Here is a 15,876-nt window from a genome sequence, read left to right as displayed (position 1 = left end):
TATCACACTAAAAAAGGCGTTTCAATTCATTGCTGAATTAAGACGCCTTTTTGAAAACTATTTACCTAATCTATTAACCAGCAATTAGCCGATTACTGCGACGTAGTGGTATGCGCCAGAGTTTGAAATATACTTCAACCATTGGTAACCATCAGATGAAATCTTACCAACGTAGTAGACTGATTCGCCAGCATAGTATTGGCCAGTGATTGAAGAACTTAAACTTGCACCAGTCCGAATATTAGTCGTGGTCTTGAAAGTGTAACGGCCAGTTGCAGCTGTTGCAGTACTATTTGATGAAGTACTTGCAGTTGTGCTTGAACCGCTAACCTTAACGTAGTGTTGTGCACCACTATAACTTAGGTAACGTAACCATGTTTCGCCATTAACCGTAACCTTGGCGTTGTAGTTCACAGTATTACCTTTGTAGTAAGTGCCAAGCGTTGATGCTGAGTCACTAGCAGACCCCTTGATAGCAGTTGCTGACGTAAACGTGTAAGTTCCCGTTGCAGCCGTAGTCGTTGAAGTGCTAGTACTTGGCTTAGTTGTAGTTGAAGTGCTTGAACTACTGATCTTAACGTAGTGTTGTGCACCACTATAACTTAGGTAACGTAACCATGTTTCGCCATTAACCGTAATCTTGGCATTGTAGTTTACTGTGTTACCCTTGTAGTAATTTCCAACAGTTGAAGCTGAATCACTAGCAGATGATTTGATAGCAGTCGTCCCAGTAAACTTGTATGTCCCTGATACGATTGTCGTCTTGGAAGTACTAGTGCTTGGCTTAGTCGTGGTAGTTGCACTAGCAATCTTAACGTAGTGTTCTGCACCACTGTAGCTTAAGTAACGTAACCATGTTTCGCCATTTGTTGTAATCTTGGCATTGTAGTAAACGCGGTTCCCTTTACTGTAAGTCCCAACAGTCTTAGCACTATCACTAGCTGAACTCTTGATTGAAGTGTTAGCCGTGAACGTGTACCAACCAGAAACATTTTGGGTAGTGGTTTTATTAGTATTTGAGCTAGTATTACCGGTGCTGGTACTACCAGTATTAGTGTTACCCGTGCTAGTTGTTACAAAAGTACTAGTACCGGCACTATTTTCAGTTAATCCAGTATAACTTATGCTGACATCTAAGTAACCTGTGTAATCTGAACCAGATGGCAATAATGCAGTTGAAGAGAATTGCCATGCGGCATCAGACTTGTTCCATAGGTTGTTAGCTGATGGTGTGTATGGATATTGTGCACGCCATACACGTGATGTCCCGACCGTCCGGATAACAGCATCACGGTATAAGTATGTGGTTGAAGTATAAACGGCATGGTTCGTGTAACCATATGAATTTAAGACCGTCCAGAATGCGTTCAGGTTAGCTTCTGCATTGACTGATTCAGATTGTGAATCTTCCATATCAGCGAACAATAAGACTTTAGTAGAAACTTTGTTGTTAACTAAGAATTTTGCCAAATTAGTTGCTTCAGATTTAGCAGCAGTAGCTGTACTGAACGTTGAGTAGTGATAAAAGTCAACGTTTAAACCAGCTTTATTGGCCATCTGAGCTTGGCTTACAGCTGATCCGTTTACGTAAGTCGTACCTTCAGTAGCTTTGACGATAACCGTCTTAACACCTAATGCTTTTAACTTATTAAAGTCTGCTTGCGTCATCGCGCTTTGGTATGATGAAACGTCAACAACGTCAACCCGTGGCCGAGTTGTGTCGCCAAACATCCGTAACGGTTGCGGCAGTTGTAGCAGCCGTTGTAATAGTTGATTCAGCAACTGCTTTGACAGTTTTAGCTGAAGAACTTACACTAGTAGCCTGACTTGAAGCAGTGCTGGCAGCTTGACTGGTTGCTGTGCTTGAAGCAGTACTAGTAGCTTGACTAGTTGCAGTACTAGTTACAGCCTTAGTTGCTTGACTAGTCGCAGTATTTACTGAACTAGTTGCCTGACTGGTTGCAGTGCTAGCAGCCTGACTCGTTGATGAACTAGTTGCAGTACTTGAAGCAGTGCTAGTTGATGAACTGGTGGCAGCGCTTGAGGCTGTACTAGTTGATTGACTAGTCGTGCTAGTTGAGGTTGCACTAGTTGCAGTACTTGAAGCAGCACTTACTGATGCGCTCGTAGCACTAGTTGATGCAACACTGGCTGATTGAGTCGTTGCTTCGCTAGCAGCACTAGTGGTATCACTAGTACTTGTTACGGTTGCGCTAGTCGTAGCAGTATCTGCTTGAACGTTAGGATTACTAACGATCGCACCACCTGCAAATGAAACAAATGTTAAACCAGCAGCTAGCCAAAGTTTCCCTGATTTATATAACTTGATTCGCTGTTTCTGAGTGACATTGATTGGATTCTGTGATTTATAGTTCATGTTGCCATCCTTTAAAATATAATTTGATTGCCTAAGTTTATTATAAAGGTTCTCCTTTTCCATTCAAGACCTTAGAAGCGAATACCTAAAATTTATTTTATAGATAAATAGTTAACCCCACTACACATCAGTATTAAAACAACAAAAAAAGCGCTCGAAATAAATCCGAGCGCTTTTCATTATACTGTTAAATTATGCGTTGACCGTTTCGCCAGCAGCTTCTTTTTCAGCAAATGTTTTTTCTTCCTTAACCTTATCACGATCTAAGGCCTTGAAGAAGAAGTAGTAGATGGCACCATCCAACACGATATTAACAAGTTGTAATACCGCACCAGAAACGTGCATCGTTGCTAAGTAACCAGAGATAATTGGTGGCGTGGTCCAAGGAACCATGACCCCGATTGTCTTAGCCACTAAGCCAGTCGACATTGCAAAGTAAGTCGTTGTAACGTTAACTAGTGGTGCTAAGATGAATGGAATTGCCATCCGGTAGTTCATAACGATTGGCAAACCAAAGACGATTGGTTCGTTAATGTTAAAGATAGCAGGTCCAATAATCAATTTACCTAAAGTCTTGAATTCAGAACTCTTCGAAACAAAGGCAATCATGAAAGCTAGGCCTAAAGTTGCACCAGAACCACCCATGTGAACAAAGTTATCAAAGAATTGTTGAGTAACAACGTTTGGTAATGCTTTACCAGCCTTTAAAGCGGCAGCATTTTGTGACATTGCGGCCAACCAGATTGGTTGCATAACGCCGGAAACGACGTTGGCACCGTGAATCCCAAAGATCCAAAGAATACATACAACGAATTCAGCAACTAAAGCACCTGGTAAGGTGTTGCTTAATAGCCCAAGTGGTCGTGCCAAAACGAAGGAAATAACGTTTGGAATACTTTGCATTGGCGTTGCTTCAACCAACATCCGAAGTAACCAAATCAAGAATAAGATAATGAAACCAGGAACTAAGGCAGCAAACGAGTTGCTGACTGCAGGTGGAACACTATCAGGCATCTTAATTGTCCAATTGCGGTGAACCATGAAGACGTAAAAATCAGTAATAAATAGACCAATAATAAGAGCAGTAAACAAACCGGCTGAATCAAGTTGTGTCAGTGGAACCCACAGTGCTCCTGCCTTATCGGTGTTTAATGGAATCGTTAAGAACCATGCACCTAATGAGACAATCGAAGCAGACAGTGGATCGACTTTATAACTTTTAGCCAAGTTATATGAAATCCCAATAACCGCAATCAACCCCATGATATGGAATGATGCGTTAGTTGGATATTGAACAATCGTTGCCCAGTTCGCACCAAAGGTATTCGCCATGAAGGTTTGGTAACCTTTGATAGGGAATTGTGCAATGATCATGAAGACTGACCCAATAATAATCATTGGTACGGCAAGTGTCATCCCATCACGTAATGCGATTAGATGCCGTGAACCAGCAATCTTTCCGAAGAAAGGAATGAGTCGGTCGTTGACGAAGCTAGAGTTATTATTCTCGCTCATGTCGTGACCCCCTAAAATAATTTAAAAGCGACGATTCGTGCAACGGTTAGTCTCAGATATCATGAAACCAATCACAACGTTCAATAAATAATGGCCGATTACTCGTTGAATATGTAGAACGTTATGCTTAAATCCGTTTCAAAGTAGTCCTGCCTTTTAGCATTTGTACCCATGAATGCGCTTCCTACATTTTCTATTATACCCATTGCCTTTTGAATGTATACCCTTTCAATTAAATTCGGACGGTGTTTTAAATCATGGAAATTGTTCCAAATCAGGAACAATTTCCACAAAAACTGGTCTACGCCAAGGGTTGGACCGTCATTGCCAATTGTTCTAGGTAATAGACTACTGGTAACTGCGACAACGTACTCCCCCCACTAATGGCTTGAACTTCGGGTGTATCGTAGCTCAGCACGACATCAGCAATTCCTGCCAATGTTGAGTGACTGCTAGCCGTAATCGCAATTATTTTAGCACCGTTCTGCTGATAATAGACGCCCTGCTCGATCACATCCTCAGACTCGCCAGAAACCGAGACAACTAATAAAACGGTATCTGCTAAATCACGTTTATTCACTGGATGTGGCTGATGCGTATCGCTCAACATCATACTGTAAACCCCAAAATTAGCTAACAAGTGGGTCCCATAACTCGCCAGACCTGCACTAGTCCCCGAAGCCGTTAAAATCACCATGTTAGCGTCACGAATCAACTGAGTCGCTTGCTTGATTTTAGCCGTCATATCCGCCATGTTCATGCGATCAAAAAAGACACGCATCGGAACCACCGTCTGAGATAGTGGTTGTTCTGCATCTCGTCGCAGTTGTTCTTTTAGCCTAAATTTGAATTCAGCGTAGCCATCATATCCCATTCGTTTCAAAAACCGTAAAATCGTCGTTGCTGACACATGGCTGTGATCTGCCAATTGCCGGATCGTCATCGTACTGACTTCGACAGGATGACCCGTAATATACTTATAAACTTCAATTTCTAACCGGTTGAGTTGCTGAACCTGATCATATGAGAACATTTGCTCACCCCTAAATCCTTAATATTGGTCTATAACATAATTGATACTCATCACTAAAAGTTGTGGGAACAAATTCCGTTATTTATCGCCCCAGCGACCGTCAATTTGTGGTTTGATCTCAATATCTGCCATCTCTAAATCACAGTTCTCCACGGCAAGCGCTAGTTTTTCTGTGAATTCAGCCGTTTTATATGGTGAATCAATTGACCACGTCTTAAAGTTTGGTGTTCGATTAAGCCGACCTAGATCTGCAATTTCTGGCACTTCCTTAGGATCGACTGCTGGAGCCGTCTTCTTCACATTAATATTGTAGCCGTAGTGCCCGCTGTGATACATCGCCTGCATGGCATCACCAAAAAGTCCCATGAATACTCACTTACCTTCCACACTTATAATTTAGTACAAGTTTAGCACAAGTACTGAGGCGCTTTCATTTACTTCGAATAAATCTATGAAAATAAGTCAAAATATCAGGTTTCCGTCATAATTATTCGCTATAATTAAGCATAAATTAGGTTATCAGGAGGACGGGACCCATGAAGAACACGATTTTAATCGTTGAGGATGAAGAAAGTTTATCCGGCTATTTGACTAAGGAACTTCAATTTGAGGACTTTAACGTCTTAGTTGCCAGTGATGGGTTAGCCGCCATGGAGACTTATCAGGAACACCAAAACGAACTATTACTAATTCTACTGGACTGGATGCTACCCAAATTAGATGGGATGGAAGTACTACGCCGCATCCGTAAACACGACCAGCTGCCAGTTATTATTATGACTGCTCGCGACTATATCGGTGATAAGGTCGCCGGCCTCGATAATGGTGCCGATGACTACATCACCAAACCGTTTGAGATCGAAGAACTATTGGCGCGCATCCGTGTCATTCAACGTCGTGCCGACAATCAGATTGATGTGAACCAAGTCTATCAAGCAGACGACGTACAATTGGATACTAAAGCCCACCGCGTCACTAATGCTGATGAAGAAGTCATTCTAACTCATCGTGAATACGATCTCTTACAATTCTTCCTCGCCCATCCAGATGAAGTCTTCACTCGCGATGATCTCCTTGATCAGGTCTGGGGCGCTGATTTTCTGGGACAGCAAAACGTAGTCGACGTCTACGTGGGCTATTTGCGTAGTAAACTAGCAACGCCAGATGCAGCACCACTGATTAAAACGGTACGGGGCGTTGGGTACAAACTAAGGGAGCCGATGTCGAATGTCCAAGAATAAATCGATTCCAACCTACGAACAATTGATCAATAGGGCGATTCGCCGTTTAATGCTGACAATCACCCTATTAGTGAGCCTGATTACATTAGTCGTGGTTGGCACGCAGCAAACTCTGAATACCACGCGAGAAGCTCGTGACCTGATGAGTAGCTTGAATCAAGCCAACATCAAAGACGTTCCTAGTTTTATTCACTGGAACAATACAACGACACGTAATACAAAACAACCCGCCTTCATTCGGGTCACCACGCAAAAAGCAACATTGACAACGGCGACTAAGACCAAGCGAACTATTATCACTTCGCCATCGTCAAAAGCCTTCTTTAGTAAGTCTCAAACTAAGCTAGTTGGACCATTAATCTACGTTCGCGGATTCGGTTTCTTTCTATCATATACGCAAAAAGATGGTGCCAACACTTACCATCTCTGGGTCAGTCTCGGTCGCCTATTCAATAGTCTGCTCATTCTGATTATTTTAATGGCACTGATTACGATGGCGGCATTAGGACTAGGTGCTTGGTGGGCCCATCGTTTGGCAGCTCGCCTGAGTGCCCCAACAATCACGCTATTACATGAAACTAAGTACACGTCGAATAATCCAGATAGCGACCAACCGACTCTTAGCGTTCCTGAAAGCCCCCGTGAAATCAACGATTTGGGCCGTGCATTCAATGAATTATTAGTCACCCAAAATCAGCGATTGCAACATGAGCGTCAATTCATCTCAGATGCTTCGCACGAATTACGGACTCCGATTGCCGCCGTCCGTGGTAATCTCAGCCTGATTCGCAGGCGTGGTGACGCTCACCCTGAGATTATTCCGGAATCGTTGAACTTCATTGACGAGGAATCACTACGCATGCAACATTTAATCGAGAATTTACTACATCTATCCCGGGCTGACCGCGCTCAGTTAGAACTAACAGATCAAGACCTATCATTTCTGATGCTAGAACTCGGCGAACATTACCAGCCATCGATCGATCAACCGGTCAAACTCGCGATTGATCCGAATATTCATGTTTTAGGCAACGCGGAAATGCTGCAACAAATTATTGTTGCGTTACTAGATAATGCTCATAAGTATTCGCCACATAACCAACCGATCACGCTGAGTCTACATCAAACAGACCAGCGCGTTGAACTAGCCGTGACTGATTTAGGTGAAGGAATCCCTGATGATCAGAAACAGGCCGTTTTCCAACGCTTCTACCGGGTCGACCAATCTCGTTCGCAAGCGATTGAAGGTAGTGGGCTGGGATTAGCCATCGTTCAGCAGTTAGTTGCTCTGAACCAGGGAACCATCAAAGTGACGGACAACCAGCCTCAGGGAAGTATTTTCACGGTTAGTTGGATGTTATCAACAGCTAAAGATTAATCTAAAGAGACGGTAATTACCCTTTGCAACAGGTATTACCGTCTTTTTAGATCATTTTATTTAATACAGTGTAGATCACGAACACTAGTAAAGGACCATGTTAAAATTAAACCGTTGTCCGACCCTTTTGCAATAATGGAAAGGGGGGGCTTGTTTTGATATCTATACTTTTATCCCTGGCAATTGCTGTCGCAGCCGGAATCATTAGTGGCGTGGTGGTCACTATTTTTACCAAGTGGTTCAACAAACGATAGTAGGACAACACTAGTTTAACTGGCAAAAGCACGAAAAAAAGGAACCCGTTTGTGGTGGATGGGTTCCTTTTGTGCTGTCTTAATATCTATACTTTCAAACGTAATTATATGGTTTAAACGTATAATTATCAACTAAATTGATTTATATAACACAACGTAAAAAGTTACCCAATTCCTACTGTAAAAGGATTTCTCGGTCTTAACTTTCTACTAAATATTTATTTTATGGAAAGTTACTCTATATTCGTATCTAGTTGTGTACAATATTGGGCCATCACTTGCTTCAAATACTGCTGAAACCCTTGATAAAAAGGGCCCTCACTAATGATTTTAATATGCTGTCCCATTGAGAGAACAAACAGATAGGCGTTTTCACTGAGCGGTAGTTCAACCGTAGCATTAAATGTCGCTGCCGTTTGCGACTCAATAACCTGATTGCCAAAACGCTCGACAAACGGCCCTCGAGCAATATTATTCACTTGGACGGTAACAGCAGTCATCTCAGGACGCAGGCGTTCATTAAAATTAAACTCCAATGTTGGTACTGCGCGCGGTTCAAACGACTTGTTTGTTATGCCTAATTCATGAATACGCGATAAGCGGAACATTCGAAAATCCGCTCGTTCAACACTGTAGGCTTGTAAGTACCAGCGTTCACTCTTATATACTAGGCGATAAGGTTCAACGCGACGACTCGTCTGGTTTCCGTTGCGATCACTATACTTAAATTCCAAATAAACGTGTTGTTCAATCGTCTGATCAATCTGTTCTGCTAGTTGTTTCAACTCCTGAGTTCCAGGCCAGTTAGCGTAGTCGATCAGTAAGTGATCATCCGCATGATCGGCTGCATAGAGCGCATTTAACTTCTGCATGGTTGCGGTCATCTTAGGATTGGCAATTAACGTATGCACGCCGTTCAGCGCTAAACGCAGATTACGAATATCATCGGCCGTTAACAACTTCTTATCAACCTTATAATTGGCCATCAATCCAATACCACCGTTTCTGCCGCGCGAGGCATATATTGGAATCCCCGCCATACTCAAAGTCTCCACATCCCGGTAAATGGTTCGCACTGAAACCTCAAAACGAGCCGCTAACGCTGGGGCTGAGATCTTTTCCGTTCGTAATAGCAGCATGATTAAATTAATTAGTCGCGCAATCCGCATCTTTTTCACCTAATTTCTAATACCTGCCAGCTTATTGTCAGGTATTGTAAGTTATTCTTAGTTTACTAAAAAGAAAGCAGGACTTAAACCTATGACAACTTATGAAATCAAAACGCTTGCTGCAACTACTTTAACTGGCTACCCTATGACATTACCCCTACCCACTATGGACAACGTTGCTGCAGTCTCTCAAGGCAAGAGCCAACACTTCATGCAACTCGCTAAAAGTGGTCAGTTCGGACAGTTGATGGCAGCCAGCCACGACCATATTGGTTACGCCCTCAGCCGCATTCGTGACGGTCAACTCGAATACTTTGCTGGTGCAAATATTTCAGCTACAGTAGAACAAACCGTCACTCGTGAACTACCCGCTGGTAATTACATCATCCTCAAAGCTTCAGGTGGCCCAAGTCGACAACTCTTTGATGGCCTGATCAAAACGTTCTTTGGCGAAATCCTGCCACAACGCCCAGAGTTATATCAAGGTGACAGCTATATTATTGAAGCACTGATGAATAACGATCCGCGCAATGCAGTCGTGGAGCTACGGTTACCAACGACTGTGACAGCCTAACTACATTAGCCATTTCTGCCGACATAACGTTGGCCCATATTCCTATAAAAATCCTTAAAACAAGTCTTTAATATAACTTGTTTTAAGGATTTTTATTTAATTTCTATTATTTATAAAGAACTAAGAATCCCTTTGATTCGGCATTTCCTGCAATTATGAGCCCAATCTAAACGCTAATCTAAGAATTTCTTAGATAAAGTTTATTGAAACTCGATAGTTGGTTAGTCGGATTGTCGGTAAACTATAGTCATTCAATTAAAACAAAACAACTTAAACAAACAACTACTCAAAGCTAACTAAGGAGCTATGTAAAATGTTATTAGATACTGATCCTAAAATTAAAAATATCGCCGCTGCTCAAATCGTCAAGGTCACTTACCCACTGGTGATTGCTAAGACTGAAGATGGCGAATTCGTTAAAGTCCAAATCAGTGATGAACAACTTCAAGACCCATTATTCTGGGACACGTTGAAGAACATCCGTAAGTCACAACTGTGGGTGCCACTTGGTCGCCACTTCCACCAATTACTTTCTAACGACTGGTTAATGCCCGCCGCACAATAACAACGACAATCTACTATAAAAATTAATTACAAACTAAAAGGAGTTTGATTATTATGAAAAACGCATTTACGAAACTAACAATTACTTTGATGGCTGCCGGGACCCTCTTCGCTACTTCAGTATCCGCTTCAGCTGACACAACGACGCAACCAGAACAAACCTCAACGACGCTCGTTAACAAAGTCAATCACGGCACTAATTTAGCAACTAGTACGACAACGACACCCGTTCACGACATTACGCCACGGCCAACTAACTTAGTCATGAAGACTAGGCAAACCCAGGTTCTCGAAACCATCGATGCCAGCAGTCAAAGCATTACTAAGATGAAATACACTAAATAGCCCCCAAGGAGGACGACGCCATGAGCCAACTAACGAAAGCAATCACCCGTCAATTACAACGTCAATACACCCAGCCCGTTTTAAAAGACGCCCGTGGTAGTTGGTACACTGGCGCAGACGTCCTCGAAGACTTAGCCCTGTGCGAAACCAGTCTGCAACAGCAAAATGTTCATGCTGGTCAGGCGATCCTAATCAGCCCAACTCAAGCTGTCACGATTCCCGGTCTATTACTGGCCAGCTGGCAATTAGGTCTAACGGTGACCCTAACCCCACCCAGTTCGACCCTGCCAGAGCTGGCACCGCAAGTGTATGCCGCTATGGTCTACTCACCTACTCAAACCAACGAATTAGCCACCCAACTTGATCCCCGTGAGATCAGTATGCTAACCCTCATTCTGAACACGGCACCGGGTTTCACCTACCTGGTTCACGATCACGCGATGCCCATAGCTCGCGATAGCCATCCCGACTTGATTCTCCCAGCCAGTCAGGTTCAGCTAACCCAACAACAACTCTTACAGATGGCTGAACACGGGCAACCCCGATCCCAGCTCAGCAGCCTGTACGACTTGGATACCGGTCTCTTACCCTGTCTGACCAATCTCATAACCGCTACCCCCTTTACTTTAACCCCAACTAAAAATGCGTACCTCCCAAGTTAACCATGGGAAGTACGCATTTACTTTATTATTGGTGGTAATTATTTAACCATACCAACCGTTTGTAGAATCAGATAAATATTTAAGATAATCAGAACTGCGGTAATCACCCAAGCCGTCCATTTGACCCAAGCATGGTTGGCAAAGTTCCCCATCAGCTCATGGCTACTCGTGAACTTCACAAGTGGAATCATGGCGAATGGTAACGCGATACTCAGGAACACTTGCGAGAAGGTCAACAGACTTTCAATCTTAGCTTCATTACCATGGTAGTAAATGGCGAATGCTAACACGGGTGTCACTGAGATCAACCGTGTCAATAACCGTTGAGCCCATAATGGCATCTTCAAACGAATGAAGCCTTCCATGATGATCTGACCAGATAACGTTCCAGTAATCGTAGAACTTTGACCAGAAGATAGTAACGCGATTGCGAACAACATACTTAGTACTGGACTAGCAATCGATCCAACAATCTTGCTGTCACCTAAGGCGTTGTACAGGTCAACGAAACGACCCAAGTCACCCTTAGTACCAAAGAATAATGCGGCACCTAAGATTAATAGTAAACTATTAACAACGAACGCAACGGTCAATTGAATATTGGAATCGATGGTGGTGAACTTAACTGCCTTAGCAACTTCTTTCTCATCATCACGATCAATTTGTCGTGTTTGTGAGATTGATGATCCCAAGTACAGGTTATGTGGCATAACCGTTGCACCCACGATCCCCAATGCCAAGTACAGCATTGATTTGTTGCTGACGATCTGAGTCGTTGGCACGTAACCCTTCAACATTTCAGGAACGTTTGGCTGTGAGATGATAACTTCGTATAAGAAGACGAACAGGATCACAGCGACCAGCGTCGCAACAATGGCTTCAATCTTACGGAAGCCTAATTTCATTAATAATAACAGAATCAAGACATCGGCAGTCGTGATTAAAATCCCGACTATCAGTGGGAAACCAAATAATAACTTTAATGCAATCCCAGAACCAATTATTTCAGCAACGTCCGTTGCCATGATGGCTAGTTCCGTGATAATCCAGAGAAAAATCCCCATCCCTTTGGAAGTGTGCTCTCTGGTCAATTGTGCGAGGTCCTTACCGGTAACGATCCCCAAGCGTGCGGCCATAGCTTGTAACAACATGGCAATCAAACTTGATATCAGAATCACAGAAAGCAACGCGTACTTATACTGTGACCCACCGGCAATCGATGTGATCCAGTTACCTGGATCCATATAACCGACGGCGACTAAGGCCCCCGGTCCGGTATAGGCAATCAACGTCCGCCAGAAGTTGGCATCTTTTGGTACCCGGACACTCCCATTTACTTCGTCCAAGCTCTTACTATCGGTACTCGTTGCATGAATTGCCTTCTCTTCGGCTACCTTCACTTGCGAGCGATCCTTCGTTTTTGCTGATTTCATAATGAAACCCTCTCTTCTATTGGTTTAGAATTCAGGTTGTGGACTACTATGTGATCCTCAACAGCGGGGTGCTCTAATATTGAGCACTCACTTTAATTCCACTACGTAGTATAGCACCATCCAACAAATAATCAACTATTATTAATTATTACTTTGGCATGCCTAAAGTTTATTCAACGGCTGGCTAGTCACCTTGTAAGGGGATTCTTCGTGGGTTCAAACCATTAACTAAAAAATCACTGAGATACTGGGTCGTCTGTTGACGATTGAGTCTGTTGAGATTTGGATACAGGACGTTTTTCACCAAGTATCCCCCTAGCGTCGAGAATACGAGTTGTAAAATCATACCGTTCGGCCAATCAACTAGTTCACCAGCTGCTTTCAACCGATCCATTGCTTGATTAGCTTGCGTCAAAATCACCGGTGAGACCATCCCTAATACCGCTGCACGGTCCTGTTCATTGTTGAAAAACTGTGACAGAATAACCGCTAGTGAAGCTCGGTTATGTGCGACAAAGTCAACTCGATCCGTAACTAGCGCCACAATAAATGACTCTAGCGTATGACTGTCTTTATCCAGGACAGCCTGATCTAACGTGTTAAGCATAGTTGGTAAAATATTTTTAACAATTGGTTGCATAATTGCATCCAAAATACCGTTTTTATTAACAAAATTATGGAATAACGTCCCCTCAGCTACTCCTGCTCGCTCCGCAATCTCACGTGTTCCGACTTCCTCGTAACCCTTTTCGGCAAACAACTCGAGCGCAGCGGCTAAGATCTGGCGCTGTGTACGACTAATACGACCATCCTTCCCCAATGAGGCCGCGTAATAAGCCTGGATGGTTTCAATTTCACTCATGAGATTAAGCTCCTTTTTTGCAGTGACTGCTCAATTTTCGGCAATTACATCATAACTGATTTGGTACACCGAAACAACCACCATTAATCAAAAGTTACATAATTTATGATTATGAGTTAGTTAATTGCTTTTAAATCTACATCCCTTTATAATAGTAGTAACCAAACAAGTTACAGGAAGTGATAACATGCGTGTTTCCACCCGTTACAGCGATGCGATTCATTTGCTCGCCTACTTGAACATCTATGCTGATACCAAGCTCACCAGTGATGCCATTGCAGCTAGTATTGAGACTAGCCCAGTTGTAGTCCGTCGTTTAATGAGCAAGTTACGCCAAGCCGGACTAATTACCACCACTCCTGGTACGGCTCAACCCGTGATTGCTAAACCGCTAACCCAGATTTCATTACTCAGCGTCTTCTATGCGATTGAGGGGGACAAGCCCTTACTAGCCGTTGATCCTAAGACCAATCCAGATTGCATCGTTGGTGGCAACATTCAAACGGTCCTGAAACAGTACTATCAAGATGCCCAGACCGCAGCTGAAGCGCGCCTGGCTAAGACTAGTCTGCAAGACGTCGTCGATAACCTCTTAGTCGAACAGGCTAAAAAAGACGCTCGGAGCTAATTCTTAGAAAATAAATGCCATCACATCATTACTAAAAAAGTCTCCAGATTGGTTCCGCGAAACGACTTCGCTCATAAACCAATCTGGAGACTTTTTTTGAATAACTGACTTAAATTGCTGATAAGTGTTCTTTCAATGCCAATACATCAGTAATCTGGCGCGGCGATAAGGTCGTTTGGTGATCAATAATCTCAATCAATTCATCACCAACTTGTAGAACAGCTAGCAACCGCTCATCCACTTCTAGTAGCGATGAAATCTTGATAAACGATTGAAAGTCATCCAGATTACTCAGATTATTTTGGCTAACCACATTGATCGACTGCTCAACGATTTTCTTAAAGCGTTTCAACCGGTGTAAACGCTCCTGCCGCTGATTGTAATATGGCAAGAACAAGGCTACTGACACTGCCAATATTTCGGCAGCCGCAGCCACCCATTCTGATAAAGGACCTATTTCCATAACTAACACCCCAATAATCATCTAATCTGTTCTCATTATGTCACGCTATTCGTTCACTTTAAAGTAAGTGCAAACCAAACTACTTGAAAAAGCCATGATCACTAATAGATTAAGTTGCCAAAAGCATCTAAAACTAAAGTATTACGACTACCACACAAAATAAGCTACTTCAGACATATCACAATTCTGAAGTAGCTTACTATTTATATCTATCTCTTATCAGGTCCATCAAGCTGTTGGCGAGCATTAAGCTTGGTTCGCGTATCTACGCCAGCCTTTATTCCGGCTGTTCATCATTTCCATAATATTCTGGCTGAACTGCCTGGATTGGATTATCCTGTAGCCAGCTAATGATTTGCTGGCTGAGCTCATCCGTCATCGGTGCAGCGGCAGCAATCTGAGCCTTGGTAATCTGATTAACGTGAATGCCGGCCGTAATCGTACAGCTTCCTTGCAGATAAGGCTGTAATCGCTTGGCCAGCCGCTCTGAAATGAAGTTATCCTTATGAAAACGACCATCGTGACTAGGAAACTTAACCGTTTGCAGCTCAGTATCAGCCGTAATCGTTGTGACATCGCCAATATGAGGATTACTCCCACCCGTTACAACAATTAGGAGATCATAACCAATCACTTGAAGTTTTGCTGTCATTTGATAACCAGCCTGCGTTGTTGTAAAAGTTGGCATAACTAGTCACCTTCCCAACGTCGATCAGTTTCATTGTGAATCTGGAACGCGTCTAAGATCTTCATCGTTTGATGATTAACGAGATCTTGAATCGTTTTTGGATGATTATAAAATGCTGGAATCGGTGGAATGATCTGTGCACCTAATTTAGCTAACTTAGTTAAGTTTTCTAAATGAATCACACTCAACGGTGTTTCACGTGGAACAATCACCAGTTTACGCTGCTCTTTAATCGTCACATCCGCAGCCCGCGAAATCAGGTTATCACCAAAACCATAGGCAATACCAGCAACGGTCTTCATACTAGCTGGAACGATTACCATGCCATCATTAAGGAATGAGCCACTCGCAATGGCGGCACCCTGATCATTAGCCTTGTAAGTCGCATCCGCCAATGCCGTTAATTGTGCCAAGGTATAATCGGTTTCTAGTTCAAGGTTCTTCTTGGCCCAAGCACTCATGACCAGATGGACTTCAACATCAGGTAATTGATGTAATTTTTCTAACAAATCGACCGCATAGATCGTCCCTGATGCACCCGTAATCCCCACAACAATTCGTTTCATTGCAACACGCCCTCACTTTATCACTAGTTTTATCATCTGTTTATTTCGATTATCTTTATCTTAGCGCGTGAAGTAGGTTGAAACAAATCGTGTTTCGACTAGCTATTATTCTCTATTGGAATAT

Annotated in this window: 19 protein-coding genes; 8 read left to right on the top strand and 11 right to left on the bottom strand. The window is 43.0% G+C overall.

What is annotated here, in order from left to right:
- Window positions 1-84: 84 nt before the first annotated feature.
- The 5 genes from ACG95_RS01510 to ACG95_RS01490 all read right to left on the bottom strand — a co-directional run bounded on the left by ACG95_RS01510 (window position 85) and on the right by ACG95_RS01490 (window position 5,291).
- Window positions 85-1,782 (bottom strand): SH3 domain-containing protein, encoded by a 1,698-nt coding sequence (locus ACG95_RS01510; protein WP_237756425.1) that lies wholly within the window; start codon window positions 1,780-1,782, stop codon window positions 85-87.
- Complete coding sequence (locus ACG95_RS01505) at window positions 1,700-2,377, bottom strand: KxYKxGKxW signal peptide domain-containing protein (protein WP_047998809.1); 678 nt, start codon at window positions 2,375-2,377, stop codon at window positions 1,700-1,702. Before ACG95_RS01505 ends, ACG95_RS01510 begins: the two co-directional genes overlap by 83 nt.
- Before the next feature lie 192 nt (window positions 2,378-2,569).
- A complete protein-coding gene (gene celB / locus ACG95_RS01500; RefSeq protein ID WP_047998808.1) occupies window positions 2,570-3,892 on the bottom strand; it encodes a PTS cellobiose transporter subunit IIC in 1,323 nt (440 codons plus the stop codon).
- A 301-nt stretch (window positions 3,893-4,193) separates the two neighbouring features.
- Complete coding sequence (locus tag ACG95_RS01495; protein WP_047998807.1) at window positions 4,194-4,925, bottom strand: MurR/RpiR family transcriptional regulator; 732 nt, start codon at window positions 4,923-4,925, stop codon at window positions 4,194-4,196.
- A gap of 78 nt (window positions 4,926-5,003) precedes the next feature.
- Entirely contained in the window at window positions 5,004-5,291 is a 288-nt protein-coding gene (locus tag ACG95_RS01490) for a hypothetical protein (RefSeq protein ID WP_047998806.1), read from the bottom strand.
- A 170-nt stretch (window positions 5,292-5,461) separates the two neighbouring features.
- On the opposite strand from ACG95_RS01490, the gene ACG95_RS01485 reads away from it, so the two are divergent.
- From ACG95_RS01485 to ACG95_RS14980, 3 genes are all read left to right on the top strand, one after another.
- Window positions 5,462-6,166, top strand: coding sequence for a response regulator transcription factor (locus ACG95_RS01485; RefSeq protein ID WP_047998805.1), 705 nt, complete (start codon window positions 5,462-5,464; stop codon window positions 6,164-6,166).
- Complete coding sequence (locus ACG95_RS01480) at window positions 6,153-7,544, top strand: sensor histidine kinase (RefSeq protein ID WP_047998804.1); 1,392 nt, start codon at window positions 6,153-6,155, stop codon at window positions 7,542-7,544. Before ACG95_RS01485 ends, ACG95_RS01480 begins: the two co-directional genes overlap by 14 nt.
- A gap of 155 nt (window positions 7,545-7,699) precedes the next feature.
- On the top strand, window positions 7,700-7,798 hold the full coding sequence (locus tag ACG95_RS14980; protein ID WP_202812188.1) for a type I toxin-antitoxin system Fst family toxin: 99 nt from the start codon (window positions 7,700-7,702) through the stop codon (window positions 7,796-7,798).
- Window positions 7,799-8,031: 233 nt separating this feature from the next.
- Here ACG95_RS14980 and ACG95_RS01475 read toward each other — a convergent pair whose 3' ends face one another.
- Window positions 8,032-8,967 (bottom strand): helix-turn-helix transcriptional regulator, encoded by a 936-nt coding sequence (locus tag ACG95_RS01475; protein ID WP_047998803.1) that lies wholly within the window; start codon window positions 8,965-8,967, stop codon window positions 8,032-8,034.
- A 91-nt stretch (window positions 8,968-9,058) separates the two neighbouring features.
- Between ACG95_RS01475 and ACG95_RS01470 the strand changes: the two genes are divergently transcribed.
- The 4 genes from ACG95_RS01470 (at window position 9,059) to ACG95_RS01455 (ending at window position 11,112) form a co-directional block, all read left to right on the top strand.
- On the top strand, window positions 9,059-9,541 hold the full coding sequence (locus tag ACG95_RS01470; protein ID WP_047998802.1) for a GyrI-like domain-containing protein: 483 nt from the start codon (window positions 9,059-9,061) through the stop codon (window positions 9,539-9,541).
- A gap of 313 nt (window positions 9,542-9,854) precedes the next feature.
- Window positions 9,855-10,106: a hypothetical protein gene (locus tag ACG95_RS01465; protein ID WP_047998801.1), complete on the top strand. Its 252-nt coding sequence runs from the start codon at window positions 9,855-9,857 to the stop codon at window positions 10,104-10,106.
- Between the two features lie 53 nt (window positions 10,107-10,159).
- Window positions 10,160-10,450, top strand: coding sequence for a hypothetical protein (locus tag ACG95_RS01460; RefSeq protein WP_047998800.1), 291 nt, complete (start codon window positions 10,160-10,162; stop codon window positions 10,448-10,450).
- Between the two features lie 20 nt (window positions 10,451-10,470).
- Entirely contained in the window at window positions 10,471-11,112 is a 642-nt protein-coding gene (locus ACG95_RS01455; RefSeq protein ID WP_047998799.1) for a hypothetical protein, read from the top strand.
- 38 nt (window positions 11,113-11,150) lie between these two features.
- On the opposite strand, the gene ACG95_RS01450 is transcribed toward ACG95_RS01455, so the two are convergent.
- On the bottom strand, window positions 11,151-12,545 hold the full coding sequence (locus tag ACG95_RS01450) for an Nramp family divalent metal transporter (protein WP_047998798.1): 1,395 nt from the start codon (window positions 12,543-12,545) through the stop codon (window positions 11,151-11,153).
- A gap of 184 nt (window positions 12,546-12,729) precedes the next feature.
- Window positions 12,730-13,407, bottom strand: a complete 678-nt coding sequence (locus ACG95_RS01445; protein WP_047998797.1) for a TetR/AcrR family transcriptional regulator — start codon at window positions 13,405-13,407, stop codon at window positions 12,730-12,732.
- 187 nt (window positions 13,408-13,594) lie between these two features.
- Here ACG95_RS01445 and ACG95_RS01440 point away from each other — a divergent pair, with 187 nt between their 5' ends.
- Window positions 13,595-14,035 carry an Rrf2 family transcriptional regulator gene (locus ACG95_RS01440; RefSeq protein WP_047998796.1) on the top strand — a complete coding sequence of 147 codons (441 nt, stop codon included), beginning with the start codon at window positions 13,595-13,597 and terminating at the stop codon, window positions 14,033-14,035.
- A 109-nt stretch (window positions 14,036-14,144) separates the two neighbouring features.
- Here ACG95_RS01440 and ACG95_RS01435 read toward each other — a convergent pair whose 3' ends face one another.
- The 3 genes from ACG95_RS01435 to ACG95_RS01425 all read right to left on the bottom strand — a co-directional run bounded on the left by ACG95_RS01435 (window position 14,145) and on the right by ACG95_RS01425 (window position 15,752).
- Window positions 14,145-14,498, bottom strand: a complete 354-nt coding sequence (locus ACG95_RS01435; protein WP_152668261.1) for a hypothetical protein — start codon at window positions 14,496-14,498, stop codon at window positions 14,145-14,147.
- Between the two features lie 277 nt (window positions 14,499-14,775).
- Complete coding sequence (gene lpdD / locus ACG95_RS01430) at window positions 14,776-15,186, bottom strand: prenylated flavin chaperone LpdD (RefSeq protein WP_047998794.1); 411 nt, start codon at window positions 15,184-15,186, stop codon at window positions 14,776-14,778.
- 2 nt (window positions 15,187-15,188) lie between these two features.
- A complete protein-coding gene (locus ACG95_RS01425; RefSeq protein ID WP_047998793.1) occupies window positions 15,189-15,752 on the bottom strand; it encodes a UbiX family flavin prenyltransferase in 564 nt (187 codons plus the stop codon).
- Window positions 15,753-15,876 lie beyond the last annotated feature (124 nt).

The sequence above is a fragment of the Lactiplantibacillus herbarum genome (assembly GCF_001039045.1).
Classification (GTDB): domain Bacteria; phylum Bacillota; class Bacilli; order Lactobacillales; family Lactobacillaceae; genus Lactiplantibacillus; species Lactiplantibacillus herbarum.
This window is presented reverse-complemented; position numbering and strand designations above follow the sequence as displayed.